Annotated in this window: 25 protein-coding genes; 13 read left to right on the top strand and 12 right to left on the bottom strand. The window is 62.8% G+C overall.

The window, feature by feature from the left end; all coding sequences use genetic code 11:
- Positions 1–21: 21 nt before the first annotated feature.
- The 3 genes from BLS26_RS34235 to BLS26_RS34225 form a co-directional block, all read right to left on the bottom strand.
- Complete coding sequence (locus BLS26_RS34235) at positions 22–1341, bottom strand: homoserine dehydrogenase (protein WP_092516976.1); 1320 nt, start codon at positions 1339–1341, stop codon at positions 22–24.
- A 24-nt stretch (positions 1342–1365) separates the two neighbouring features.
- Entirely contained in the window at positions 1366–2586 is a 1221-nt protein-coding gene (locus BLS26_RS34230) for an LL-diaminopimelate aminotransferase (RefSeq protein WP_092516960.1), read from the bottom strand.
- Between the two features lie 198 nt (positions 2587–2784).
- On the bottom strand, positions 2785–3093 hold the full coding sequence (locus BLS26_RS34225) for a hypothetical protein (protein WP_092516958.1): 309 nt from the start codon (positions 3091–3093) through the stop codon (positions 2785–2787).
- 323 nt (positions 3094–3416) lie between these two features.
- Here BLS26_RS34225 and BLS26_RS34220 point away from each other — a divergent pair, with 323 nt between their 5' ends.
- Positions 3417–5222: an alpha/beta hydrolase gene (locus tag BLS26_RS34220; protein WP_092516956.1), complete on the top strand. Its 1806-nt coding sequence runs from the start codon at positions 3417–3419 to the stop codon at positions 5220–5222.
- Positions 5223–5293: 71 nt separating this feature from the next.
- Entirely contained in the window at positions 5294–5692 is a 399-nt protein-coding gene (locus BLS26_RS34215; RefSeq protein ID WP_092516953.1) for an MAPEG family protein, read from the top strand.
- A gap of 12 nt (positions 5693–5704) precedes the next feature.
- On the opposite strand, the gene BLS26_RS34210 is transcribed toward BLS26_RS34215, so the two are convergent.
- From BLS26_RS34210 to BLS26_RS34190, 5 genes are all read right to left on the bottom strand, one after another.
- On the bottom strand, positions 5705–6298 hold the full coding sequence (locus BLS26_RS34210) for a bifunctional 2-polyprenyl-6-hydroxyphenol methylase/3-demethylubiquinol 3-O-methyltransferase UbiG (RefSeq protein ID WP_244541781.1): 594 nt from the start codon (positions 6296–6298) through the stop codon (positions 5705–5707).
- A 12-nt stretch (positions 6299–6310) separates the two neighbouring features.
- Positions 6311–7300, bottom strand: coding sequence for an N-acetyl-gamma-glutamyl-phosphate reductase (argC, locus tag BLS26_RS34205; RefSeq protein ID WP_092516951.1), 990 nt, complete (start codon positions 7298–7300; stop codon positions 6311–6313).
- On the bottom strand, positions 7297–7983 hold the full coding sequence (locus BLS26_RS34200; RefSeq protein ID WP_092516949.1) for an FMN-binding negative transcriptional regulator: 687 nt from the start codon (positions 7981–7983) through the stop codon (positions 7297–7299). The genes argC and BLS26_RS34200 overlap by 4 nt, the downstream gene beginning before the upstream one ends.
- Before the next feature lie 303 nt (positions 7984–8286).
- Positions 8287–9276: an MBL fold metallo-hydrolase gene (locus BLS26_RS34195; RefSeq protein WP_092516947.1), complete on the bottom strand. Its 990-nt coding sequence runs from the start codon at positions 9274–9276 to the stop codon at positions 8287–8289.
- A 163-nt stretch (positions 9277–9439) separates the two neighbouring features.
- A complete protein-coding gene (locus tag BLS26_RS34190; RefSeq protein ID WP_092516945.1) occupies positions 9440–9970 on the bottom strand; it encodes a DedA family protein in 531 nt (176 codons plus the stop codon).
- 248 nt (positions 9971–10218) lie between these two features.
- Here BLS26_RS34190 and BLS26_RS34185 point away from each other — a divergent pair, with 248 nt between their 5' ends.
- The 5 genes from BLS26_RS34185 to BLS26_RS34165 all read left to right on the top strand — a co-directional run bounded on the left by BLS26_RS34185 (position 10219) and on the right by BLS26_RS34165 (position 15245).
- Positions 10219–10596 carry a hypothetical protein gene (locus tag BLS26_RS34185; protein ID WP_092516943.1) on the top strand — a complete coding sequence of 126 codons (378 nt, stop codon included), beginning with the start codon at positions 10219–10221 and terminating at the stop codon, positions 10594–10596.
- A 215-nt stretch (positions 10597–10811) separates the two neighbouring features.
- Entirely contained in the window at positions 10812–12869 is a 2058-nt protein-coding gene (parE, locus tag BLS26_RS34180; RefSeq protein ID WP_092516940.1) for a DNA topoisomerase IV subunit B, read from the top strand.
- 255 nt (positions 12870–13124) lie between these two features.
- On the top strand, positions 13125–13928 hold the full coding sequence (locus BLS26_RS34175) for an outer membrane protein (RefSeq protein WP_092516938.1): 804 nt from the start codon (positions 13125–13127) through the stop codon (positions 13926–13928).
- 297 nt (positions 13929–14225) lie between these two features.
- Positions 14226–14411 (top strand): hypothetical protein, encoded by a 186-nt coding sequence (locus tag BLS26_RS34170; RefSeq protein ID WP_092516937.1) that lies wholly within the window; start codon positions 14226–14228, stop codon positions 14409–14411.
- A 63-nt stretch (positions 14412–14474) separates the two neighbouring features.
- A complete protein-coding gene (locus BLS26_RS34165; RefSeq protein ID WP_092516936.1) occupies positions 14475–15245 on the top strand; it encodes an SDR family NAD(P)-dependent oxidoreductase in 771 nt (256 codons plus the stop codon).
- A 77-nt stretch (positions 15246–15322) separates the two neighbouring features.
- Here BLS26_RS34165 and BLS26_RS34160 read toward each other — a convergent pair whose 3' ends face one another.
- The 3 genes from BLS26_RS34160 to BLS26_RS34150 all read right to left on the bottom strand — a co-directional run bounded on the left by BLS26_RS34160 (position 15323) and on the right by BLS26_RS34150 (position 17950).
- Positions 15323–16549 carry an FAD-dependent oxidoreductase gene (locus BLS26_RS34160; protein WP_092516935.1) on the bottom strand — a complete coding sequence of 409 codons (1227 nt, stop codon included), beginning with the start codon at positions 16547–16549 and terminating at the stop codon, positions 15323–15325.
- A gap of 35 nt (positions 16550–16584) precedes the next feature.
- Entirely contained in the window at positions 16585–17010 is a 426-nt protein-coding gene (locus BLS26_RS34155) for a hypothetical protein (protein WP_092518952.1), read from the bottom strand.
- A gap of 166 nt (positions 17011–17176) precedes the next feature.
- A complete protein-coding gene (locus BLS26_RS34150) occupies positions 17177–17950 on the bottom strand; it encodes an outer membrane protein (protein ID WP_092516934.1) in 774 nt (257 codons plus the stop codon).
- 72 nt (positions 17951–18022) lie between these two features.
- Here BLS26_RS34150 and BLS26_RS34145 point away from each other — a divergent pair, with 72 nt between their 5' ends.
- The 4 genes from BLS26_RS34145 (at position 18023) to BLS26_RS34130 (ending at position 20238) form a co-directional block, all read left to right on the top strand.
- Positions 18023–18352: a hypothetical protein gene (locus tag BLS26_RS34145; RefSeq protein ID WP_157676667.1), complete on the top strand. Its 330-nt coding sequence runs from the start codon at positions 18023–18025 to the stop codon at positions 18350–18352.
- Between the two features lie 94 nt (positions 18353–18446).
- The gene (locus BLS26_RS34140; RefSeq protein WP_157676666.1) at positions 18447–18752 is read left to right on the top strand and encodes a hypothetical protein; all 306 of its coding nucleotides are present in this window, start codon (positions 18447–18449) and stop codon (positions 18750–18752) included.
- Between the two features lie 83 nt (positions 18753–18835).
- Positions 18836–19738, top strand: coding sequence for an SDR family NAD(P)-dependent oxidoreductase (locus BLS26_RS34135; RefSeq protein ID WP_197681298.1), 903 nt, complete (start codon positions 18836–18838; stop codon positions 19736–19738).
- Positions 19729–20238, top strand: coding sequence for a MarR family winged helix-turn-helix transcriptional regulator (locus tag BLS26_RS34130; protein ID WP_092516929.1), 510 nt, complete (start codon positions 19729–19731; stop codon positions 20236–20238). Before BLS26_RS34135 ends, BLS26_RS34130 begins: the two co-directional genes overlap by 10 nt.
- Positions 20239–20422: 184 nt before the next feature.
- Here the strand turns inward: BLS26_RS34130 and BLS26_RS34125 are convergent, their stop codons facing one another.
- Positions 20423–21928 carry a caspase family protein gene (locus BLS26_RS34125; RefSeq protein WP_092516928.1) on the bottom strand — a complete coding sequence of 502 codons (1506 nt, stop codon included), beginning with the start codon at positions 21926–21928 and terminating at the stop codon, positions 20423–20425.
- A gap of 411 nt (positions 21929–22339) precedes the next feature.
- Between BLS26_RS34125 and BLS26_RS34120 the strand changes: the two genes are divergently transcribed.
- Together BLS26_RS34120 and BLS26_RS34115 are read left to right on the top strand one after the other, a co-directional pair.
- Positions 22340–23992, top strand: coding sequence for a DEAD/DEAH box helicase (locus BLS26_RS34120; protein ID WP_092516927.1), 1653 nt, complete (start codon positions 22340–22342; stop codon positions 23990–23992).
- A 158-nt stretch (positions 23993–24150) separates the two neighbouring features.
- Positions 24151–25218, top strand: a complete 1068-nt coding sequence (locus tag BLS26_RS34115; RefSeq protein ID WP_092516925.1) for a GGDEF domain-containing protein — start codon at positions 24151–24153, stop codon at positions 25216–25218.
- The last annotated feature ends 115 nt before the right edge of the window (positions 25219–25333 follow it).

The raw sequence follows: 25333 nt of genomic DNA, 5'->3' as shown, positions 1-25333 counted from the left end.
CGGGTTCCTTGCAAACGCGCGTTAGTTCTTTTCGATCCGTATCACCTGCGGCCGGCCTGAGATCACCTTGTCGCGCTGCACCGCTTCCAGCGCGCGATGGATCGCGTCCTCGGAGGTGGCGTAGGTAATCAGAATGACCGGCACCGGTGAAGCCTTCTTGGCCGCGTCCGTGGCATCAACGCCCTCGGCATGGCGCTGCACCACCGACTCCAGCGAAATCTTCTCTTTCGCCAGGCGGGTGGCGATCTTGGCAACCGTGCCGGGCAGATCGCGCGCCATCAGGCGGATGTAGTAGCCGCCCTCGTGGCGCTCCATCGGGGCCTTCTTGGTGTCACGCAGGCGATCCACCGGACGTCCGAACGGGTTGGCGCGGATGCCGCGCGCGACGTCGGCGATGTCGGCAACGACGGCGGACGCGGTTGCTGCACCGCCCGCGCCGGGGCCGACCAGCGTGATCGGCGGAATCCCTTCACCGTCGATGGTGACGGCATTGGTGACGCCCATCACCTGCGCGATCGAGGACGATTTCGGCACCATGGTCGGATGCACGCGCTGCTCGATGCCTTTGGGGGTCCGCACCGCCACGCCGAGCAGCTTGACCCGGTAACCGAGTTCATCCGCGGCGCGCAGATCTTCCGGCGCGATCGAGGAGATGCCTTCGACATAGACCGCGCTCTGCGCCACCTTGGTACCGAACGCGAGGCTCGCCAGGATCGCCAGCTTCTGCGCGGTGTCGTGGCCGTCGACGTCGAACGACGGATTGGCCTCGGCATAGCCGAGGCGCTGGGCGTCCTTCAGGCATTCGGCAAACGACAGGCCCTCCTGCTCCATCCGGGTCAGGATGTAATTGCAGGTGCCGTTGAGGATGCCATAGACGCGATTGACGCCGGTTCCCGCAAGTCCTTCGCGAAGGGTCTTGATGACAGGGATGGCCGCACCGACCGCGGCCTCGAAGTTCAGCGCGCCGCCGTGCTTTTCGGCGGCCTTGGCCAGTCGCAGGCCGTGTTTGGCGATCAGCGCCTTGTTGGCTGTCACCACCGACTTGCCGTTCTTCAGCGCAGCTTCGATCGCCGACAGCGCCGGCTCTCCGGAACCGCCCATCAGCTCGACGAAGCAATCGATGCGGGGATCGTTGGCCAGCGCCAGCGGGCTGTTGACCCAGTCGATGCCATCAAGGTCGAGCGTGCGCTTCTTCGCTTTCGACCGCGCGGTGACGGCAACCACGCGGATGCCGCGCCCGCTGCGCGCCGACAGCGTTCTCGCCTGCTCTTCGATAGTGCGGACGACCGCGGCGCCAACGGTGCCGAGCCCCGCAATGCCCACTCTGAGGGGTGCGACCATGACTGAAAGAACCTGCTGAAGGAATTAGCGCCGGTTGGCGAGAGGAACCACGTTGTGCAACGTTTCAATGCCGCTTTCAAGGAAGCGCCGCACGCCGCGCGCCGCCTGGCGGATTCGCTGCTCGTTTTCCACCATGGCGATGCGAACATAGCCCTCGCCGTGCTCGCCGAAGGCCACGCCAGGCGAAACCACGACGCCGGATTTCTCCACCATCAGGGTCGCGAACTGCATGCTGCCGACGCTCTCGAACGCCTTCGGCAGCGGCGCCCAGGCGAACATCGAGGCCTGGGGTGGCGGGATATCCCACCCTGCCCGGCCAAAACTCTCCACCAGTGCGTCGCGGCGCTTGCGATAGGTATCGCGCATTTCCTTGATGCAATCGTCCGGCCCGTTCAGCGCGGCGGTGGCAGCGACCTGGACCGGCGTGAACGCGCCGTAATCGAGATAGGACTTCACCCGCGCTAGCGCAGCGATGATGCGTTCGTTGCCGACGGCAAATCCCATGCGCCAGCCCGCCATCGAAAACGTCTTCGACATCGAGGTGAACTCGACGGTGACGTCGATCGCACCGGGAACTTCCAGCACCGAGGGCGGCGGGTTCTTGTCGTCGAAATAGACTTCCGCATAAGCGAGATCCGACAGGATGAAAATCTCGTGCTTCTTCGCGAACGCCACCAGGTCCTTGTAGAAATCGAGATCGGCGACATAGGCGGTCGGATTGGAGGGATAGCAGACGATCAGCGCGATCGGCTTCGGGATCGAGTGGATGATGGCGCGCTCCACCGCTTCGAAGAACTGCGGTGTCGGTTCCGACGGCACCGAGCGGATCACGCCGCCGGCCATCAGGAAGCCGAAGGCGTGGATCGGATAGCTCGGATTGGGACACAGCACGACATCGCCGGGCGCCGTGATCGCCTGCGCGACGTTGGCAAAGCCTTCCTTGGAACCGAGCGTCGCCACCACCTGGGTTTCGGGATTAAGCTTCACGCCGAACCGCCGCGCGTAATAGGCGGCCTGCGCCTTGCGCAGACCGGTGATGCCGCGCGAGGCCGAGTAGCGGTCGGTCCGCGGCTTGCCGAGCGTTTCCTTCAGCTTTTCGATCACATGGGGCGGCGTCGGCAGGTCCGGGTTGCCCATGCCGAGGTCGATGATGTCGGCGCCGGCGTTCCGCGCGGCCGCCTTGGCCCGGTTGACCTGTTCGAACACATAAGGCGGCAGACGGCGGATACGGTAAAAATCTTCCATGGGACCCTTGCTCCGACAACCGGTCAGACAGAATCGCGGGAACCTTGGCGTTTCGAAGCCGAATTCGGCTCCGTCCAGAAGTCGCGCTTAATCAAGGATTTAGAGCGAATTCATGCGCAAGGTCCAGACCCCGGACCCGCAATGCGGTTGAACTGAGGTTCTTTTTATCACGGGAGCCGGGCAGCGCCAGCGATTAGCTCATTTTGTGCCGGCTTTTGCCGCCGTACCGGTGGAGGCCTGCCGGTCACGCGCCGCCGTCAATTCTGCCTGAATTTTGGCCAGCTCGGCCGGCTTCATCGCCTCCTCCTCGCGATCCGGCGGTAGATCGTGGACGGGAAGGTAGGCGCCGGCTTCTTTCGGACGCTGCGGCGCATCTGTGGGCAGGCCGACGCCGGGCATATCGGCGATCTGGGTCGAGCAGCCGCCGACAGCCAGCGCTGATGCAAACAGCGCCGCCATCGACCACAGCTTCAAGGTCCGAAGCCTTATCGTCCGATCCACCGGCATCCGCCCGGAAGTCCCCTGCTCATCGTCCCGTCGCTTGCAATCTTTGCTCTGCTCACCGCGGACGTTTGCGTCTCACTGGTACGAGCCTTGCAGAGCAAAAGTTGTGCGGTAGTGTCCCAGTCAGCCGCAACCTTCAACCGTTCAAATAATTGTCGTTCGAAACGATTAAAGCCCAAAGAACAAATCCGACCGGTGCGGCTTCAATGTGTCAGAACGGCGAAATCATATCGCAATGCAACAGGATTAACCCCAAGAACCCCTGGACCGTCGCTGCGCCAATCGACGCGGTGACGAACCCGAAATGAAGTTATAGTGTCCCTGACATGACTGACGTTAACACCGAAACCCAGGCTCCGAAAGCGTTCAACGCCGAAGCCTTCGCCATGAACATCGCGAAGGCGATGGAGACCAGCGGCCAGGCGCTTGCGGCCTACCTCAAGCCGCGCGAGAACGGCGACGCAAAGGACAAGCCGCCGAACGAAATCGGTGAGGTCATCAAGACTTTTTCGACGGTCGCCGAATATTGGCTGTCCGATCAGAACCGCGCTTCGGATCTGCAGACCAAGATGGGCAAGGCCTATCTCGATCTCTGGGGTTCGGCGGCGCGCCGCATGGCCGGCGAAGAGACCAAGCCTGCGATCGAGCCGTCGCCGCGCGACAAGCGCTTCAAGGATCCGGAGTGGCGCTCGAACCAGTTCTTCGACTTCGTGCTGCAGCTCTATCTGCTCACCACGCAGTGGGCGCAGGAGCTGGTGAAGAATGCCGAAGGCGTCGATCCCCACACCCGCAAGAAGGCCGAGTTCTACGTGCAGCAGATCACCAACGCGATCGCGCCGTCGAATTTCGTCTTCACCAATCCGGAAGTGCTGCGCGAAACGCTGGCCTCGAACGGCGGCAACCTCGTTCGCGGCATGAAGATGCTGGCGGAGGATATCGAAGCCGGTCACGGCACGCTGCGCATCCGCCAGTCCGATCCGTCGAACCTCGTCGTCGGCGTCAACATGGCGACGACCCCCGGCAAGGTGATCTTCCAGAACGAACTGATGCAGTTGATCCAGTACACCCCGACCACGGAGACCGTGCTGCGCACGCCGCTCCTGATCGTGCCGCCGTGGATCAACAAGTTCTACATTCTCGATCTCAAGCCGGAAAAATCCTACATCAAGTGGTGCGTCGATCAGGGCATCACCGTGTTCGTGATCTCCTGGGTCAACCCGGACAAGGAACTCGGCAAGAAGACCTGGGCCGATTACATGACCCAAGGCCCGCTGACCGCGATGGACGTGATCGAGAAGGTGACGGGCGAACTGAAGGTTCACACCGCCGGCTATTGCGTCGGCGGCACCCTGCTCGCCTCGACGCTGGCATGGCTCGCCGAAAAGCGGCGCCAGCGCGTGACCTCGGCGACGTTCTTTGCGGCCCAGGTCGACTTCACCCATGCCGGCGATCTGCTCGTGTTCGTCGACGAGGGCCAACTCTCGGCGCTGGAACGCGACATGGAGGCGTCCGGCGTGCTCGACGGCGGCAAGATGGCAATGGCCTTCAACATGCTGCGCTCGAACGACCTGATCTGGTCCTATGTCATCAGCAACTACCTGAAGGGACAGACGCCCTCCGCGTTCGACCTGCTGCACTGGAATTCCGACGCGACGCGGATGCCGGCGGCCAACCATTCGTTCTACCTGCGCAACTGCTACCTGGAGAACCGGTTGTCATCCGGCAGCATGGTGCTCGACAACACCTTGCTCGACCTGTCGAAGGTCAAGGTGCCCGTCTACAATCTGGCGACGCGCGAGGATCACATCGCGCCGGCGGATTCGGTGCTCTACGGTTCGCAGTTCTTCGGCGGCCCGGTCAAATATGTGCTGTCCGGATCGGGTCATATCGCGGGCGTCGTCAACCCGCCGGCGGGCGGCAAGTACCAGTACTGGACCAACGACAACATCAAGGACATCAAGCTCGCCGACTGGATCAAGGGCGCCACCGAGCACAAGGGATCGTGGTGGCCGGACTGGCTGCAATGGCTCGACGGGCTCGACGCCGAGCGGGTGCCGGCGCGCGCGGTCGGCTCCGAGGCGATGCCGCCGATCGAGGACGCGCCCGGCAGCTATGTCCGGGTTCGCGCGTAGCGTTCGCTCGCGCGGTTCGGTATAAGCAATCAATCCCGTGCCGGGATTCGAAATCATCCAAGGGGGAACCAATGACGCGTGAATTGTTCTGGCTGACTCTGACCGTGATTTTGACCGGCGTGCTGTGGGTCCCCTACATACTCAATCGCTGCCAGGTGCGCGGCCTCGGCGGCGCCATGGCCAACCCGTCGCGCAACGACAAGCCGCATGCGGAATGGGCCAACCGGCTGATGTTCGCACATGACAATGCGATCGAGAACCTCATCATTTTTGCGCCGCTGGTTTTGATCCTCAACGCGGCCGACTATTCCACCAAATGGACCGTGCTCGCCTGTGCGGTGTATTTCTGGGCCCGCGTCGCGCACTTGATCGTCTATACGCTCGGCCTGCCGGTGTTCCGCACGCTGGCCTTCACCGTCGGCTTCATCGCCCAGGCTGTGCTGGCGCTGGCGATCTTCAAGATCGTCTGAGCAATCCTGCGTTCAGGCGTCCTTCCGGGCGACGACAAACAGCATCGAAGCCTGTTTGTCGTCGAAGCCCCTGACTTCGCCGCTCTCGATATCCAGTGAATTCCACTTCCCTGCCTGCGCGTAAGTGGCACGCAGCCAGTCCGGCGACGGGTAATTGTAGTAGCGATTGAGCGTATCGCGTCCATCGGCGTCGCCTGCCTTGTAGCTGGCGTAGAAATATCCGGTGGGCCTAAGCGCGCGCCAGATCAGCGCCAGGACGTCGGCAAGCTGATCGCGGGGAACGTGCAACAGGCAGGCATTGGCCCAGACCGCGTCGTAGGCCTCGACTTCATTGAGATCCCCGAACAGCAGCGTCTCGACCGGACGGCCGAGACGCTTCGCGGCGATGTCGGCCAATTCCGGTGACCCGTCGGTCGCACGAACGTCGAAACCCCTCGCCAGCATTTCCGCGGTATCGCCGCCGGCACCGCATCCAAGTTCAAGGATGGCCGCACCCGGCGGCAGCGGTTCGAGAAACCGCGCCATCCGCGCGTGGCGCGAGGTGATCTCGCGCTGCGCATAGGCCTCGGCGTTGCGCCGGTAGAATTGGAGCGTGTCTTCGTCCACCGGCCGGCTTCCTCAACTGTCCGCAAGACCCAGCATCAGCCGCATGTTCTGCACCGCAGCACCCGACGCGCCCTTGCCGAGATTGTCGAGCCGCGCCACCAGAACCGCCTGCCGGTGCTTCACGCTGGCGAACACATAGAGCTCGAGCATATTGGTTTCGTTCAGCGCCTCCGGCTCGAGCTTTCCGTTCCTGGTCGCGTCGTCGAGCGGCTTGACGGAGACGTATTTGTTCCCGGCGTAACGCTTCGCCAGCGCCGCCTGCAGCGCAGCGCCGTCAGGCTTGCCCGGCAGCGTGTCGAGATGCAACGGCACCGACACCAGCATGCCCTGCCGGTAGTTGCCGACCGACGGCACGAAGATCGGCCGCCGCGTCAGATGCGAGTAAAGCTGCGTCTCCGGCAGATGCTTGTGCTCAAAACCCAGACCGTAGAGTTCGAAGGAAGGCGCGGTGCCGTCTTCGAAACTGGCGATCATGGTCTTGCCGCCACCGGAATAGCCGCTCACCGCATTGATGGTGATGGGGTAGTCCGCAGGGACAAGACCGGCATCGACCAGCGGCCGCAACAGCGCGATCGCCCCGGTCGGATAGCAGCCGGGATTCGAGACTTTCCGGGCGTTGCGGATCTTGTCGGCCTGGTCGGCTGCGAGTTCCGGAAAGCCGTAAGTCCAGTCGGGCGCAACGCGAAACGCGGTCGAGGCATCCAGCACCTTGGGCGCGGCATTGCCCATGCCGTCGATCAGCTTGACCGTCTCCTTGGCGGCATCGTCCGGCAGGCAGAGGATCACCAGATCCACTTCCGCCATCAGCGCCTTCTTCGCTTCCGGATCCTTGCGCTTGTCGTCGGCAATGCTCGCCACCGTCACGTCATTCTGCGCGCCGAGCCGCTCGGCAATACCGAGACCCGTGGTCCCGGAGCCGCCGTCGACGAATACGACGGGCTTCTTTGCGGCGCCGGTGGTCTGGGCCTGACCTTGCGGCGACTTGGTATCGGTGAGGCTCATTGGGCGTTCCTTTCAGGCGAAATCGTTTGATTGGTTTGAGCGGCGTCTGCGGCGAAAGCCTGCGGACGCAATTCACGCATCAGGCCCGCGATCACATGGGCATCGGCCTCCGGCTGCACGGCCAAGGCTTCGGTCAGCGCGGTGTAGTCGGCGTCCGACTTGTGCTGGTTCAGTTTGAAACTGCCTTCGATGCTATCCACCGTCATCACCATACCCACGATCGCCTTCTTCATCGCCTCCAGACGACCGGCCGTCATCTTCGACGACACCCAGGGCTTCTTCGGCAACAGCCGGTCCTCGAACTTGGCGCTGAGCGTTTCAATCTGCTCGGCGAGTTCATCGTCGGACAAGGTCCGCACCGTGCCGGTCAGATGTACCACCTGATAGAGCCAGGTCGGCACCTGATCCGGCGAGACATACCAGTCGGGTGACACATAGGCGTCGGCGCCGCTGACCGCCAGCAACCAGGACGTGGTCCCGTCGGCCAGCTTTATCAGCGGATTGTGACGGGCGACGTGAAACAACGCGCGCGGCGTGCCGTCATCGGCAAAGGAAAGATAGAACGGCAGCGACGAGGCAATCGGCTTGATGCCATCCCACGCGCAGGCCAGGCCAAAGCCGCGCGTTTGCGCAAACGCAAGGCTTGCGGCGCGATCGGATTTGAACATCGGAGGCGTATACATGTGAAACTCCTGCTTGACGTAGGAGCCACCAGATCAGACCGCGTTTTTTGGAAAGTGAGAAGCCGCGGGACCGGATCCGGCGGCAGAGGCGACTATCTTAAACGCAGACGACCGCCCATACCGCGAGAATGCGGCGGCGGCGAGCGGTCAGAATGGTCGAGGCGTTGATCATGGGCGCGGCTATAAGGCCGCGCCCGGTTTTCGTCAAGGCTGGTTCGCCGTCATTCCGGGGCGATGCGAAGCATCGAACCCGGAATCTCGAGATTCCGGGTTCGCTTCGCGCCCCGGAATGACGCTCTCGCGTCAGATCACCGGGCTCCATTGGGCGGGCACCAGCCGGTAACCGCTGCCTTCCTTGACGATGTTGCCGAGCCCCGGGAACGGGTAGTGGAAGCCCTGAACCCGCATTTTTTCAGCGGCCAGCATGTCGTAGACCTTGCGGCGGGTGGCTTCGGCCATCGCCGCATCCTGGTCGAAGAACGCACGCCAGCCCGGATTGGCAACGAACAGCGCCGGATGATTGGTGACATCGGACTGGATGAAGACCTTGTCGGCGCCGGAAGACAGCACATAGGACGTATGTCCGGGGGTATGACCGGGAGTTTCCATCGCGAGCAATCCCGGCACGACTTCCTTGCCCCACTCGTAAGGCGTGGCCTTCTTTTTCAGCCCTGCTTCGAGAACGCGCCGGGCGTTCTTGAAAACACCCTGCATCCGGCCTTCCGGCGCACGGCTCATCTCGCCGTCGTCCATGAAAAACTTCCATTCCACGGCCGGCACCAACACTTCCGCGTTCGGGAAGGCGAGCTTGCCGTCCGCGGTCAGCAACCCGTTGATATGATCGCCATGGAAATGCGAGATCACCACGGTATCAACCGCCTCGAGCGGTATCCCCGAAGCGATCAGATTGGTCTGGAACTGGCCGTTGGTGCCCTTGCTGGCGGCAAATCCGTCGGGACCCATGCCGGTGTCGAGCACAACCACCTTGCCGCCGGTCTTGATGGCAAGCGGCGTGAACAGGAGCGTCATCTTGTCCTGAGGCAGAAACGCCTTGTCGAGCGCCGCTTTGACATCGTCCAGTTTGGCGTTGGGGATAAAGCTTTCGGCCAGCGGAAATGTCGTCGAGCCGTCGAAAATGGGATTCACCTCGATATCGCCGACCTTGTAGCGATAGAAGCTCGGCGCCTGCTTGTCGGCCATCGGCGCGGCCGCATTGGCTGACATTGCCGGCAACATTGGCGCAGCGGCGATGCCGGCAGCGCCGGCCAGAACGTGACGTCGTGTCAATTCCATGGGGTGTCCTCCCTGTGAGACGATCGATGCTGTCAGCGGCTTTTCCCGCGTTTTTTGATGTCGTCAGCGTCATTTTTAGCAGCGTTTGACCGGTAATGCGATGACGCTGTCTTGTCGGCTAACCCCTGTATCGCAGGCTTATTCCGGCAGAGCGTTTTCGCTCTCAAACCACCCGCCACAGCCATTCGGCAAGTTTTCCGATCACGTCGCCGAACACCAGAAGGGCGGCCGACCAGACCAGCGCAGAGACGAAATTGGCGATCTGGAATTGCCAGTACGACATCTCGAAAATCCCGGCGGCGAGCGGCACCGAGGCGCGCAGCGGCCCGAAAAAACGGCCGATGAAAATCGAGGGCACGCCCCACTTCCGCACAAAGGCTTCGCCGCGCGGCAGGATCTCGGGAAAGCGCGACAGCGGCCACATCTGGGCGACCTGTTCCTTGTATTTAAAGCCGAACCAGTAGGAGACCCAGTCGCCAAGTGCTGCGCCGATGCCGCCGGCGATCCAGACCGGCCAGAAGCTGATGCCGGTCACACCGATCAAGGCGCCGATCGCCACCAGCGCCCCCCAGGCCGGGATCAGCAGCGAGATGAAGGCGAGCGACTCGCCGAACGCCAGCGCCAGCACGATCGGCGCGGCCCAGCCCTGATGGTCGCGCACGAAGTCGGTCAGGGCGCGCGCAAAATCTTCCATTCCTTGAATGCCTTCCCCGCCCCGTATGCCCCGGGTTCACAGCCTAGGACAGGTACGCTAGCCGGTTGCGTGACATCAAGTCACAAAGGCGGACACGGGCCGTGAATACGGTTGATGACGGGGTCGCAGGCACTTCCCGGCAGGGTTCAACTCACCGGCTGCGGCCGTTTCGGCGGGCGCGGCCTTGCCGGACGCGGGCTTGCTCTCCACCGTCGGTTGCGCTTGAATGCCTTTGGGGGAAACAATCGATGCATAAATTGAGAATCGTGGCGCTCGCCGCCGCGCTTGGGGGATGTGCGTCCTCTGCGGCTGATATTACTCCGGCCTATGTCTCACCGGTGGCCTATCAATCATATACCTGCCAGCAGCTGGCAATGGAGGCCCAGTCAATTTCGACCAGAGCCGCCAACTTGTCCGGCGCACAAGACAGTCAGCGCACCAAGGACGGCTTAGCAACGGCGGCGGCTGTCGTGATCTTCTGGCCAGCAGCATTCTTTGTCGGCGGTGACAAGCAAACGGCTGCCGAACTCGCTCAAATGAAGGGCCAGATGGTTGCAGTCGAGCAGGCCTCGATTGCGAAGAAATGTAATATCCAGTTCCAGGGACAGCGTCCGCCGGGCACCTGATAGCTGCCCCTTCAAACACCAGCCTGCGATCCTCGACCGGTAGCTTAGTCGTTTGCACCCTTGGCAAAGGACCTTGCGGGACTGCTGGGCTTCAGCGCTACACCCCGCGGCCGCAGCGAACCGTGGCTGCCCTGCCGTCACTATCTTGGCTCATCCATGGCATAGTCAGGGAAACCGATTCGCTGCGCCATGTCGCGCGCAACACATAAAGAACCATGTCCAAAGCATTGAAATCAAACGCCAAAGCCAAGACTGCCAACGACTTGTTTGGGGCGCCTGACGCCAAGGGCCGCGCGCCCGCGAAGGCCGCCTCCCGCTCGGGTGGCGCCGAAGACGCCTACACCGCCGCCGATATCGAGGTGCTCGAAGGGCTCGAGCCGGTGCGCCGCCGCCCCGGCATGTATATCGGCGGAACCGACGAAAAGGCGCTGCACCATCTGTTCGCCGAAGTCATCGACAACGCCATGGACGAGGCGCTGGCGGGGCATGCGTCCTTCATCGAGGTGCATTTGGGCACCGACGGATTTTTGACGGTCACCGATAACGGCCGCGGCATTCCGGTCGATCCGCACCCGAAATTCCCGAAGAAATCCGCGCTCGAAGTCATCATGTGCACGCTGCATTCCGGCGGCAAGTTCGACTCCAAGGTCTACGAGACCTCGGGCGGCCTGCACGGCGTCGGCGTCTCCGTCGTCAACGCCCTCTCCTCGCGGCTCGAAGTCGAGGTCGCCCGCAGCCAGAAGCTCTACAAGATGAGCTTTGAGCGCGGCCACCCCAAGGGCAAGCTCGAAGACCTCGGCAAGGTCAACAACCGCCGCGGCACCACCATCCGCTTCAAGCCGGATACCGATATCTTCGGCGCCAAGGCGGCGTTCAGGCCGCAGCGTCTGTTCAAGATGACGCGCTCGAAGGCCTATCTGTTCGGCGGCGTCAAAATCCGCTGGCGTTGCGATCCCGAACTGCTGAAAGGCATCGAGGACGTTCCGGCCGAGGATGAGTTTCATTTCCCCGGCGGCCTGAAGGATTATCTCGCCGCCGCCATTCACGCCGACACGCTGGTGCATCCGGATATCTTCTCCGGCAAATCGGGCCGCAACGGCGGGCACGGCGCCTGCGAATGGGCGGTCGCGTGGACCGCCGACGCCGACGGCTTCCTCTCCTCCTACTGCAACACCGTGCCGACGCCTGATGGCGGCACCCACGAATCCGGCATGCGCAGCGCCATGCTGCGCGGCCTCAAAGACCATGCTGAGCGCAACGGCCAGGGCAAGCGCGCTTCCTCCATCACCTCGGAAGACGTGATGGTGGGGGCTGCCGTGATGCTCTCGGTGTTCGTGCGCGAACCGGAGTTTCAGGGCCAGACCAAGGATCGGCTTGCCACCGCGGAGGCCCAGCGCATCGTCGAACAGGCGATCAAGGACCCGTTCGACCACTGGCTGTCGGGCAATCCGCTGCAGGCCAACAAGCTCCTGGATTTCGTCATCGAACGCGCCGACGAACGGCTGCGCCGCCGCGCCGAGAAGGAAACCTCGCGCAAGACTGCGGTGAAGAAGCTGCGCCTGCCCGGCAAGCTTTCGGATTGCACCAACAGTGCAACCGAAGGCTCTGAACTGTTCATCGTCGAGGGTGACTCGGCCGGCGGCAGCGCCAAGCAGGCACGCGACCGCAAGACCCAGGCGATCCTGCCGTTGCGCGGCAAGATCCTCAACGTCGCCTCCGCCACCAGGGACAAGCTCACCGCCAACGCCCAGCTCGCCGATCTGATGCAGGCGCTCGGCTGCGGCACCGGCGCGCAATACCGCGAAGAAGATTTGCGTTACTCGCGCATCATCATCATGACCGACGCCGATGTCGACGGCGCGCACATCGCTTCGCTCCTGATCACGTTCTTCTACCGCCAGACACCGCGGCTGATCGACGAAGGCCATCTCTATCTGGCGGTGCCGCCGCTCTATCGCCTCACCCATGGCAGCAAGACGGTTTACGCCCGCGACGACGCCCACAAGGACGCGCTGCTGAAGAGCGAATTCAACGCCAACGCCAAGGTCGATGTCGGCCGCTTCAAAGGTCTTGGCGAGATGATGCCGGCGCAGCTCAAGGAAACCACCATGGATCCGGCCCGGCGCACCATGCTGCGCGTGGTGCTGCTGGCCGACGACCGCGAAGGCACCGCCGATTCGGTCGAACGGCTGATGGGCACCAAGGCCGAAGCGAGATTCGCCTTCATCTCGGACAAGGCCGAATTCGCCAGCGACGACCTGCTGGACGTCTAGTCCCGCCAAAAACCACCAAGAACCACCAAGAACCGGCTTTTTCACGCCATTTCGCGGATCCGAGGCGGATTGAGCCCGGATTCTGCCCGTTTTTGCGGCTTTTCCCGGCGGTTCGTTTCTGGGCGGGTGTGTTTCCCCCGCAACAGCATTTTGGGTGGAACTGCGTATAGTCGCGCTACTGGGTTTCGGGAATCGGTGCTCGCGCACACTCTGGGGCAGTCGAAGTCGACGCTTCTACACTGAGGGAATTTGAAGATGAAAAAGATTGCGATCGCTTTGACCGCTCTGGCGGCACTCACCGGATCGGCCGTTGCGGCTGACATGGCGCCCCGCGCCTACACCAAGGCTCCGGCGCCGGTCGTGGCGGTTGCCAACTGGACCGGTTGCTACGTTGGCGGCGGCGGCGGCTTCGGCATCTGGAACCAGGACAACACCGGCTTCGACGATAGCGCGGTGATCCGTGGAACGGGTCCTCGCGTTCAGACCACGCAGCGGGCAACGGCGGGTGGCCGCGGCTACTTCGGCACGGTCCAGGGCGGTTGCGACTATCAGTTCGCTCTCGGCGGCTACAACCTGGTTGTCGGCGCGTTCGGCGACTATGATTTCGCCAGCGAGAAGGGCCAGCTCAACCTGCCGGTTTCGACCCTGTTCGGCCAGGAGAAGCTGAGCTCGAAGTGGGCAATCGGCGGCCGTATCGGCTGGCTGGTGACCCCGAACCTGCTGACCTACTTCTCGGGCGGCTATACCGAAGCCAAGTTCGATCGCGTTGACTTCAACATCAACCTGATCCCCGGTTCGGTCAACTTCTTCAACAGCAATACCTACAAGGGTTACTTCATCGGCGCCGGCGACGAATACGCGCTGAACTTCCTGCCCGGCCTGTTCTGGAAGACCGAATACCGCTTCTCGCAATTCGATACCAAGACCAACCCGCTGTTCAACACCACCACCGGCCTGCGGACCGTCAGCTCGTACGACTCCCAGAAGTGGGAACAGAGCGTTCGCAGCGAGCTGGTCTACCGCTTCAACTGGGGTGGCCCGGTCGTCGCCAAGTACTGAGATTTGAAGTACTGAGATTAGCTAAGTCATCAGCTCAAAAGCCCCGGCATCGTCCGGGGCTTTTTTGTGCCTGAAGACAGGCACACTGCCGATGGTTCGGTATCGCCCCGCCCGACCGCAATCCCTTAACGGCGGGTTGATATGGCCTCGCCGACAATTCCGCCCTTGCCGGACTGACAGGCATTGTATTCGATCGACAGTGATCGTTCTCCGGGCCATGGTTTCCCGGGATAGCGGTCAAGCCGCGCGGCACCGTCCGGCACGCCGCGCCCGAAAGCGGCAACAGGGGGAAAGTCCATGGCGAGATCGCTTTCGATCATCGGCTTTGTCGCGCTCGCCATCGGGCTGCTCTGGATCGGTCAGGGCACCGGCACGATTGCCTGGCCGCGCGTGAGCTTCATGATCAACCAGTTGCAATGGGCCGGATATGGCGCGCTGCTTGGCGCCATCGGACTGATCCTGATCTGGCAGGGAAACCGCTGAAGGCAACCGCTGAGCCGCTAAGGCGGCAGCTCCAAGAATAACGGCAAGTAACGGATAACACGCATGAAGGCAGAACTGTTCGACCTCACCGGCAAGGTGGCGATCGTCACCGGCGGCAATGGCGGCATCGGACTTGGCATGGCCAGGGGATTGGCGGCGGCTGGGGCTGCGGTCGCGATCGTCGGCCGCAACGAGGCGAAGTCGGCGGCTGCGGTGGCCGAACTGACGCAAGGCGGCGCCAAGGCGATATCCGTGGTCACCGACGTCACCGACAAGGAGGCGGTCGCAGCCATGACCGCCCGCGTGGCCAGCGAACTCGGCCGCATCGATATTCTCGTCAACAATGCCGGCATCAACATCCGCAAAGCCCCGCATGCGCTCGACATCGCCGAGTGGAACAGCGTGATCCAAACCAACCTCACCAGCGCCTTTCTGTGCTCGCAGGCGGTACACCCGGCGATGAAGGAAGCGGGCGGCGGCAAGATCATCAACATCGGATCCATGATGTCGATCTTCGGCGCCAGTTTTGCGCCGGCCTATGCCGCGAGCAAAGGCGGCATCGTTCAGTTCACGCGCTCCTGCGCGGTGGCCTGGGCTGCCGACAACATCCAGGCCAACGCGGTGCTGCCGGGCTGGATCGACACCGATCTCACCAAGCGCGCCCGCCAGGAGATCGACGGCCTGCACGACCGGGTCTTGGGGCGCACACCGGCGGCGCGCTGGGGCGCGATCGGCGACTTCGCAGGCATCGCGGTGTTTCTCGCTTCCCCCGCCTCCGACTTCGTCACCGGCACCGCCATTCCCGTCGACGGCGGCTACTCGATCATGGGCTGACGGCATAACGTTTTCGAGCGAAGCATGCCCTCGGACTTGATCCGAGGGTGGGCTCCGGTTCGCGTAAAGAAAACGCGTCAAGACCGATCCGGCGCGACCGGCGACTGCACGTGCTCGGGACGAACGCCGAGGCCGACGAAGCGCGCGGTAACGCCCTGCAACCACGGCACCGCGGTGACCAGTCGCATCACGAGCGGAGGCTTGAGCGGCTGGTTGCCCGGTTTCAGCGCCGCATTGACGATGTTGTTCTGCACCACGACCTGCATCCGCTGCGTCAACCGCACCGGAAACGCGCGGCGCCGCTGCACCGCATCGAGTTCATCGACCGACGGACAGCCGGTCTTTAGCTTCGCGGCCAGCAGGTTGGCGGTCGCCACCGCATCCTGAACCGCCAGATTGACGCCGACGCCGCCGATCGGCGACATCGCATGCGCGGCGTCGCCGATGCACAGCAGCCCCGGCAGCGTCCAGCGCTGCAACCGGTTGATCGCCACCGTCAGCAGCTTGACGTCGTCCCAGCTCTTCACGTCAGCCAGTCCGGATTTGAGGATCGGCGCCATCCGCGCGATGTCGTCGAGCAGCGCCGGCAGGCCCCTCGCCTTCACGGCATCGTATTGGCCCTTGGCGATGACGTAGGCGCACTGCCAATAGTCGCCGCGATCGAACGTCACCATCATCTTGCCGGGATCGACGCGGGCAAACGGCCTTTCGTTCTCGTTCTCGTTCTCGCGCTTGCCGGCGCGAAACCACAACACGTCCATCGGCGCACCGATCTCCTCGATCGGAAGCCCTGCGCGCTCGCGCACCAGCGAATGACGCCCGTCGCTGGCAACGGTCAGATCGGCCTCGATGTCGACGATACCTTCCGGCGTCTTCACCTTCACGCCGGCGATGCGATCGCCGTCACGGATCAGGTCGACCGCCTCCGCGCTCATCATCACCTTCAGCGACGCAAACCGCTTGCCGCTCTCGCGCAGAAAATTGAGAAAATCCCACTGCGGCATGAAGGCGATGAAGGGATATTTCACGTCGAGACGGCTGAGATCGGCGAGCCGCACCGACGTGCCGCCGAACATGCCCTCCATCTTCTGCAAGCGCTGGTGCGGCAGTTTCAGGAAACCGTCGATCAGCCCGAGCTCGTCCATCACCTGCAGGGTCGAGGGGTGCACGGTGTCGCCGCGAAAATCGCGGAAGAAATCCGGATGCTTTTCCAGCACCACGACGTCGATGCCGGCGCGTCCGAGCAGATAGCCGAGCATCATGCCGGCCGGCCCGCCACCGACGATGCAGCAACGCACTTTCATGGTTCACCTCGTTCGCACCGCGGCCGCGCTATCGGCTATGCCGGCGCGACCACGATATAGGGAATGCTGCTCACGATGGTGACAAGCTCGACCGCGTTGCACAGCATGCCACCCCAGTGCAGCCGGCGCAGCCGCCGCACCGCATCGGGATCGCCGGCGTCCCTGGCGTCAAGGTCGGCATCCATCCGGCGCAGAAACCAGCGGCGCGCCAGCACCGCGAAAGCCGCGATCACGCCGACGCCGACGGCAGCAACCAGCCGCCCCTCCACCGCGAAGGCGACTGTGCCGATGACGCCGGCAATGGCCAGCAGGACGAAATAGGCATTGAACAGCCCACGCAGCAGCTGGGTGACCGGTGGGATGTCGAGCCTCACCAGCAGAAAAGCCGGCGCCGCCAAGAGGCAATAGCCCATCGGCAGCAACAGGATCACGGTGGCGAACAGGAGGACGGGATCTGGCATCATGCGGTCACCCTTTTTCTTTGGCCGAGGGATTTCCGGTGGAACCTCACAATAATATCCACCGGAGATAGCTTCGGCACTATTAGGCTTTGGTCGGACCGCCAAAGCGCCCCGGCAACAAAAAGCCCCGGCAGACCGGGGCTTTTCAGAGCAGATGCTGCCGTGATCAGTATCGCGAGATCAGCGGCGGATCGAACTTGTAGCTGACGCGGGCGACGATCGACTGGATGTCGCGGGGCTTGGCGTCGAACGTGTACACCAATGGCGCCGCGGCGCCCGCCAGTTGATAGCTCTTGGTCTGGAACGCCGCATAATCATATTCGAGACCGACGATCCAGTTCTGGGTTACGCCGTACTCCCAGCCTGCACCGACCGTATAGCCATTGTGCCACGCGCTCGCAGAACCGGCACCGGTGAACGGCGGGGTCGTGTCGGAGACCGCGAGGCGGTTGTTGACGCCGGCATAGCCACCCTTGGCGTAGATCAAGTTGTTCGCGAAGGCGTAACCGACGCGGCCGGTCACGGTGGCCAACCAGTCGGTCCGCCAGTTGAAGACGTCGTCGCGCGCCGGCCCGAACACGGTGTTGGTCACGGTGCCGCGGTTGTTCATGCCTGATATCGAGCCTTCGAGGCCGAACACATAATTGCTGGCCTGCCAGTTGTAGCCGATCTGGCCCCCGCCGAAGATGCCCGACGAGCGCTGTCCAAAACCCTGCCCCGGCGCGAGGTCGCCAAAGATGGAGTTATTAGCGGTATTGACCCAACTCTGGTTGGTCCAGGAGCCGCCCAACTGGCCGCCGACGTAAAAGCCGCTCCAGTTGTAGTAGGATTCAGCGAAAACCGGCGCCTTGAAGTAGGGCCGCGACAGGTCCGCAGCCGAAGCCGCGCCGGCGCCAAGCGCCGTGAAAGCCAATGCCGTCATCAATCTCGAATTGAACATGTCCTGCTCCCCAAGTTTCCCCTTGAAGAGCAACTTCGCCCGAGTACGTCACCAATCCCTTAGGGAATATGATTGACGAATGACACGTGCGATTTTGGCCGGCGCAACCTCCGTGCCCGCAGTTCCACCGATCGGTTATCTTGCCAGCAAGCCCGTCAGTTGCTCGTCTGCGATGGAACACCTGATGTCATCGATCTGACGAGTGAGCGTGAGCGCGCTGGCTTTCAGGCTTTCCAGCGCCTCGCTTTCCGGGTGTATCCGGTCAAGCTCAGCTATTCTTTCATTGACCGCCGCAAGCCGAAAATAAAGCCGTTCGATTTCAGCACGGTGATCGGCTTCGGATTGCTTCCAAACCGGCTGAGCCCGCATGATCGTCCCCCCTTTTTTGTCACGCCAGCGTGAAAGGCTTTTATGGCGGGAACGGGATCAATCCGCGTCGGATTAGGAACGCTCGCGCGGCTTTTTCGGTCCAACCCGGCGGCGTTGGAGGCGTGACATGAGGATAGTGCGATCTCCGGCGCGAGGCTATCGACGGATTGCCATCTCCATTGCCATGACGGCAGCGACGATCACCGCCAGCCATGCTCAGAGGATTCAAGTACCTCTGATTGATGTGGATTGCTCGGCATATCAGCGGCAAGACGACGGCAAGTGGATCGTGCTTTACGAAAACAAGGTCGTGCTCGGCAGCAATGTCAACAGAACCGTTGTCCCCTCGGACGATCCGCAGACTTTTCAGCTAGTTCGCGGCACGTTCCTCGCCCGTGTCCTCGACGCGACATGCGGTCGATTGAAGAAGTAGCGACTTCCTGGCGCCAAGACATACTGACATGGGGTAATTGCGGGCGCCGGGAAATCTGTAGAGGAGGTCGAAATGGGATTGACTTGTATCAACATGTTGATAACAATAAGGGTATGAATAGAATAGCCTTGATAACTGGTGCAACGCGCAACCTTGGCTTCTCGCTCGCTAAAGGCTTGGCGCAGCGGCTTGAGCCCACCGACACCGTGTATTTGACAGGACGCGACTCAGTTCGCGTCGCTGAATCATTGCATCGGCTGTCGGACGCTAGGGCGGAGGTGCGCGGCGAACTCCTGGACGTTGCCAAGCCCGGCGCAGTCGAACGTTTCGCAGACCTGCTGGCCGAGCGCCATGGCGGCGTCGATATCGTCTTTTCCAATCATTATACGCGAGTACAGCCTGACGACGATCCGCGCGCCGCAATCGATCATTATGTCGAGGCCAACAATTTGGGCACGACGCACGTTCTGCGCAGCTTCGCTCCCTTGCTCCGCGATGGTGGGCGGCTGTTTGTGGTTGCAAGCCGCGCCGGCAGCCTGCGCGCGCTGGCGCCTGTCCTGCATCCGCGGTTCGAAAACCTGCAATCGCTCGACGATGTCGATCGTGCGGTCTGCAGCTGGCGCGATGCGGTGCGCTCCGGCCGCGCGCCAGGTCAGGCGTGGCCGGCCTGGATCAACATTCCGTCCAAGATCGGTCAGGTCGCCGCAGTGCGCGCGGTCGCGGGCCAACGTCGCGCCGACGATTTGCGCCGCGGGATCTTGATCGCATCGATCTCGCCGGGGCTGATCGATACTGGAGCGTCTCGCGCCTGGCTCGATCTGTCCAGCGCTCCCCAACCAGACGAGGTTGCAGGCCCCCTTTTGGACCTCGCGCTCGACTCCTCGCCGCACGAAGCCTTCTATGGCGAACTCGTCCACGTCGGCCGGGAAGAGCCAGGCCCTTTTGGCTCGGTGGTACGCAGCGGGTCGATCGTGCCATGGAAGTGAAGCGCAAAAGCAAATTATCTGGGGAGAAAGCTTCCTCACGCAAACCTGTCGGCCAAAAGCCCCGTCCGCACCCGTCTTCCGAGCAGGAGCGCCTTGGCATGCTGGTGAAGCGCGCCGAGCAGGCAATGGTGCGAACCAAAAGCGCGGTCTTGAAATCTGTTGGGTTGAGCCCATCGCAATATGTCGCGCTGTACGAACTTGATCAGCAGTCGGGAATCACCGCCGCGACGCTGGCGCGTGCCTGTCTGGTTACGCCGCAAGCCATGATGATCCTGCTGAAGTCCATGGAGCAGCAGGGCCTAATCACGCGATCATCGCACCCACGGCACCAAAATGTGCTCGAGCTGCACATGACCGAGGTCGGACGGGAGGCGCTTCAAGTCGCGCGTGAGCGGGTTGATCCGATCGAGCGGCGGGTATTCGGCGTCTTCTCGCCGAAAGATATGGCCGCCTTTCGTGAGTTCCTATCTCGCTTTATTGAGGCGTTCGAGCAGGGGTGACTATCCCGCATAAGGATTGACGCTGGAGGGGATCGCGACAGCCAGAAAGTGGTTGACCTTCGCCCGTCATCGCCCGCGAAAGCGGGTGATGAAGTATTCCGAGGCAGCAGTGGCGGAACCGAAAGGCCGCAGCGTAATTCCCCGCATGCACGCGGGTATGACGACCAACAGCGCTACGCAATGCCTAGCGCCGGAACGTCTTGATCTCCGACAGGCTGCCGTCGCGGTAGGTCAATTCCACCGAGACCGATTTAGTCGACGGCGTCAGCTTCAAATAAGGCAGCGCGTCGTGCGGAATGGAGCTGGGGTCCCTGGGATCGCACGGCGGCATCTTCAGGACCTTGTCGGGCACGGCGCTATCGATGCCGATCCGGGCCTCGCGGATCGCGCAGCGAAACGACATCAGCTGGGTGTAATAGACCAAGAGCCCGTTGAACTCGCGAAACGACAGCCAGCTCGTCGCGGTCAGGTCGAGGATCTTGCGCTGGTCGCGAATGAGGGCAGCTTCCGGATCGAACCTGATCGGGAACGGTCCCTGGGTCTCGCCATTGGTGTCGACGTAGCGCACCTGGATGGTCGCCGCCGGCGCGTCGGCCGGCAGCTCGATCGACGGATTGGGCATTCGCTTGCGGGTGCGCGGATCGAGCGTGTCGATGAAGCCGGTTTCGCGGAAGTCGCCGGCCTCCCCCATCCGCCAGGAAATGCCGAGCGTCGGATCGGCAATCGAGAACACCACGCTCCAGCCGCCGTTGTGGCGCGAGAACGAGGCGATCGGCGCGTTGACGCTGTCGCCCTGCGGCTTGAGCTGCTGCACCGGCGGCAGCGCGGCAAGCTGCTGCGGCGGTGCGGCGGGCTTCACGGCGTCCGCAGCGGCCGCCGGCCCCTTCGACTGCCCGTTGAGAAACACGTCGTCGACCATCTGGTCGAAATAGACCGGGATCTGCTTGTGGTGGACGGTCTCCGCCATCTCGCTGACGAGGCGCCGCGTGCGTTGCGCGACCTGCACCAGGTTCACACCGGGCGCCGTCAACTCCCTGGCAAAGGTCCGCGTGAACACTGAATTGGGATTGCCGTCATCGTTGGAGAGCCGATCGAGCGCGGTCTGCCGGGGACCTGCCGAAAACACCGAGAACACGCCTTCCGGCAATTGCGTCATCGGCGCCAGCCCGCCGCCGCCGGCCACCGCGCGGGTGCCGGAGCGCTCGAACGGATTGTTGCGGCAGGCATCGAACACCAGAATGGCGGTTCGGACTTTTTTATTCTGCAACCGCTCGATGACGCGGTCGGCGAGAACGGAAGCATCACGCACCAGCTCTTCCTGGCCTTCGGTCGCGGCCGGCACGTCGGTCGGCAACAGGAAATTCTGCCCCGCGATCTCAAAGCCGTGCCCGGCATAGAAGAAGAACGCGGTATCGCCCGGGCCGACCGCGCGGTCGAACGCCAGCAACGTTTCGGAAAACGCCTGCCGGTTCTGGTTTTCCGCCACCATCACAGTGAAACCGAGTTGCTTGAGCGTGTCGCCCATGGTGCGGGCGTCGTTGACCGCCTTCTGCAGCTTCGGCACGTTCTTGTAGTCGTTGTTGCCGACCACCAAAGCGACGCGCTTCTCGGCATGCGCGGGTGCAGCCAGCGACAGCAGTGCCGCGACGACGCCGAGCGCTGAAATGAGTCTCGAAAGCCGTGCGGTCATCAAGTTCCCCTGCGCGAATGCTCTTCTGGTCGTGTGGTCTGTCAAACCTGTTCTCAAATCTGTCCTTGGGGACCCGGGTAGACCGCCTCATGCCATAGTCGGCAAGCCCTGTCCCACGGTTCAAGAGCCGCAGGAAGCTTGCAGGCGTTTGACGGCGAAATGACGGTTTGGCGGTTATTTGTGCGAAAACATTAAGCTTTTTCGGCTATATGATCGGTTGCCAGATTGACTTTGGCCATTTCGACCCTATGTTTCGCTTCAACGCGGCCTTGGATCGAAACGCGATTCCCTGGTTTGCCGCTCGTCTGCGTCAGTCAGAGCCCCCAGCTTCCAGAAAGCGCGCCGTTTCGGGGCATAACGCGACAGCCTTTTTACCCTCGATTCCGAACGGCGGTGTCGACTAGAGGCTCAATGTCTTTTTCCCATCTCGGCCTTTCCGATAAGGTCCTCGCCGCGGTTGCGGCCACCGGTTACACCACCCCTACCCCCATTCAGGAACAGGCAATCCCGCACGTTCTGGCCCGCCGCGACGTTCTCGGCATCGCCCAGACCGGCACCGGCAAGACCGCCGCCTTCGTCCTGCCCATGCTCACCATGCTGGAAAAGGGCCGCGCCCGGGCACGCATGCCGCGCACCCTGATCCTGGAGCCGACCCGCGAACTCGCCGCCCAGGTCAAAGAAAACTTCGACAAATACGGTGTCGGCCAGAAACTCAACGTCGCGCTTTTGATCGGCGGCGTCTCGTTCGGCGACCAGGACGTCAAGCTGACCCGCGGCGTCGACGTGCTGATCGCAACCCCGGGCCGGCTGCTCGACCATACCGAGCGCGGCGGCCTGCTGCTCACCGGCGTCGAACTGCTGGTCATCGACGAAGCCGACCGCATGCTGGACATGGGCTTCATTCCCGACATCGAGCGGGTCTGCAAGCTGGTACCGTTCACGCGCCAGACCCTGTTCTTCACCGCGACGATGCCGCCCGAAATCAGCCGCATCTCCGAAGCGTTCCTGCACAATCCCGAACGGATCGAAGTCTCGAAGCCCGCCACCACGGCGGTCGGCGTGTCGCAATTCCAGGTCCCCGGCGGCCGCGAGGCCCACGACAAGCGCGACGTGCTTCGCCGCCTGCTGCGCGACGCCAAGGACCTTCAGAACGCGATCATCTTCTGCAATCGCAAGCGTGAAGTCGCGGTCGTCTACAAATCGCTGCAGAAGCACGGCTTCAGCGTCGGCGCCCTGCATGGCGACATGGACCAGTCGGCCCGCACCGCCGCGCTCGACCAATTCCGCAAGGGTGAAATCCCGTTGCTGGTGGCCTCCGATGTCGCCGCCCGCGGCCTCGACATTCCGATCGTGAGCCACGTGTTCAATTTCGACGTTCCGCATCACGCCGACGATTACGTGCATCGTATCGGCCGCACCGGACGCGCCGGCCGTGCCGGCACCGCGATCTCGATCGTCACTTCGCTCGATACCAAGTCGATCGCCGCGATCGAACGGCTGATCGGGCAACCGATCCCGCGCGCCGAAGGCGACTATTCGGTCAGCACCGAAGCTGCCGGCGACGGCGACCAGCCGCGCGAACACCGCTCCCGCGAGGGTTCGCGGGACGGCTCACGCGGCGGCCGCAAGCCGCGGCGCGGTGGTGAGCGCGAGGCGCGCCACGGTGAGCGCGAACCGCGCCACGCCAAGGGCGCCGAACGCGAGCCGCGACACTCCGAACCGAGAGCTTCCGAACCGAGAGCTTCCGAGCCGAGAACTTCTGAGACAAGACATTCTGAACCGAGGCATTCGGAGCCGAGAGCTGCCGAACAAGGCCATTCAGTGCCCAGGCATTCGGAATCAAAGCATTCGGAACCACGGCACCCCAGGGGCGGCCGTAACCGAAGCCCGCAGCCGCAAGCCGCGACCGAATCGTTCACGCCTCCGGCTCCCGCACCGGCTTCCCGCGTCCCCTCGATCGGTCGCCCCGAACCGCGGCGCGCCCAGCGCGAGGTCGAATCGGAGCCCGCCGATCACTCGCATCTTCCGGCGTTCCTGTTGCGGCCGGTTCGCGCCCGCATCTGAGCCGCGTGTATTGAGCAAATTTAAGGGCAATCCTGGCAGGAAACTGCCAGGGAACCCATGTTTACCCGGTGTTCATTCTCCCCAGCTAACTTGGCAGCGTTAATTTAGTCATTGCTGCACGGCGACGAGCGGCGCTGCTCGATATTGGGGACGGATCAGTGGTCAAGCTGCTGGACGAACACGAACGCACGCTGGCGTTCGCCGAGGTGGCGTTGGGCCAGATCAAGTCCCTCCGGCAAACCGCCGTGCCGCGCAATTACGAAATCTGGTACGTCTATGCGACCGGATACAATGCTCCGCTCAACAAGATCATCAACGAGACACTGGCGCGCAACGGCAGGCTGAGCGAGTCCGATCTCGAACAGATCTACGAAACCTATCTCTCCCACATCAAGACCTCCGACCGCATCGACAAGGTCGGCGCGCGCGTGATCGGCGAAATCGACGACGTGATGACGCTGATCACCGAGGCGCTCGGGATGTCGGCGAGCTATGACGCCAGCTTGACCGGCGCCAGCCAGAAACTGGCGGTTGCGCAGCAGCCGGACCAGGTCAGGGCGGTGGTCGAGCAACTGATGAAATCCACCCGCGAAATGCGCGAGACCAACAAGGCGCTGGAAAACCGGCTGGCGCTGTCGAAGACCGAGATCAGCAATCTGCAGCACAGTCTCGAGGCGATCCGCGCCGAGAGCCTGACCGATCCCTTGACCGGATTGGGCAACCGCAAATATTTCGACCGCTCGATCGACATGGCGGTGCAGACCGCGCTAGCCACCGGCGAGCCGCTGTCGCTCCTGATGTTCGACATCGACCACTTCAAGTCGTTCAACGATTCCTACGGCCACCTCACCGGCGATCAGGTGTTGCGGCTGGTCGGCATGTCATTGAAGCAGACCATCAAGGGCCAGGACATCACCGCCCGCTACGGCGGCGAGGAATTCGCAGTCGTGCTGCCCAACACCGCGCTGCGCCAGGCGCTGACGGTGGCCGACCACATCCGCCGCGCCGTGATGGCAAAGGAATTGAAGAAGAAATCGACAGGCGAAATCCTCGGCCGCGTCACCATCTCGGTCGGCGTATCGATGCTGAAGCCGGGCGACGACACCGATTCCTTGATCGAGCGCGCCGACGCCTGCCTCTATGCCGCCAAGCGCAACGGCCGCAACCGCGTGATCTGCGAAGTCGACCCCGAATACGCCGCCGAGACCCGCAGCCAGGTGGCGTAGGCATCCCTTCCACCGTCGTCCCTGCGAACGCAGGGAGGTGGATTCACACTCGAAGTGCAACACTTGGGCAAAGGACTCGGCAGGGGTCCGGAAGTCAAGGCACTTGCGCGGGGTG

The sequence above is a fragment of the Afipia sp. GAS231 genome (genome assembly GCF_900103365.1).
In the GTDB taxonomy this organism is placed as follows: Bacteria; Pseudomonadota; Alphaproteobacteria; order Rhizobiales; family Xanthobacteraceae; genus Bradyrhizobium.
Note: the sequence above shows the minus strand (reverse complement) of the source record. Positions and strands in the feature narration are given on the sequence as shown.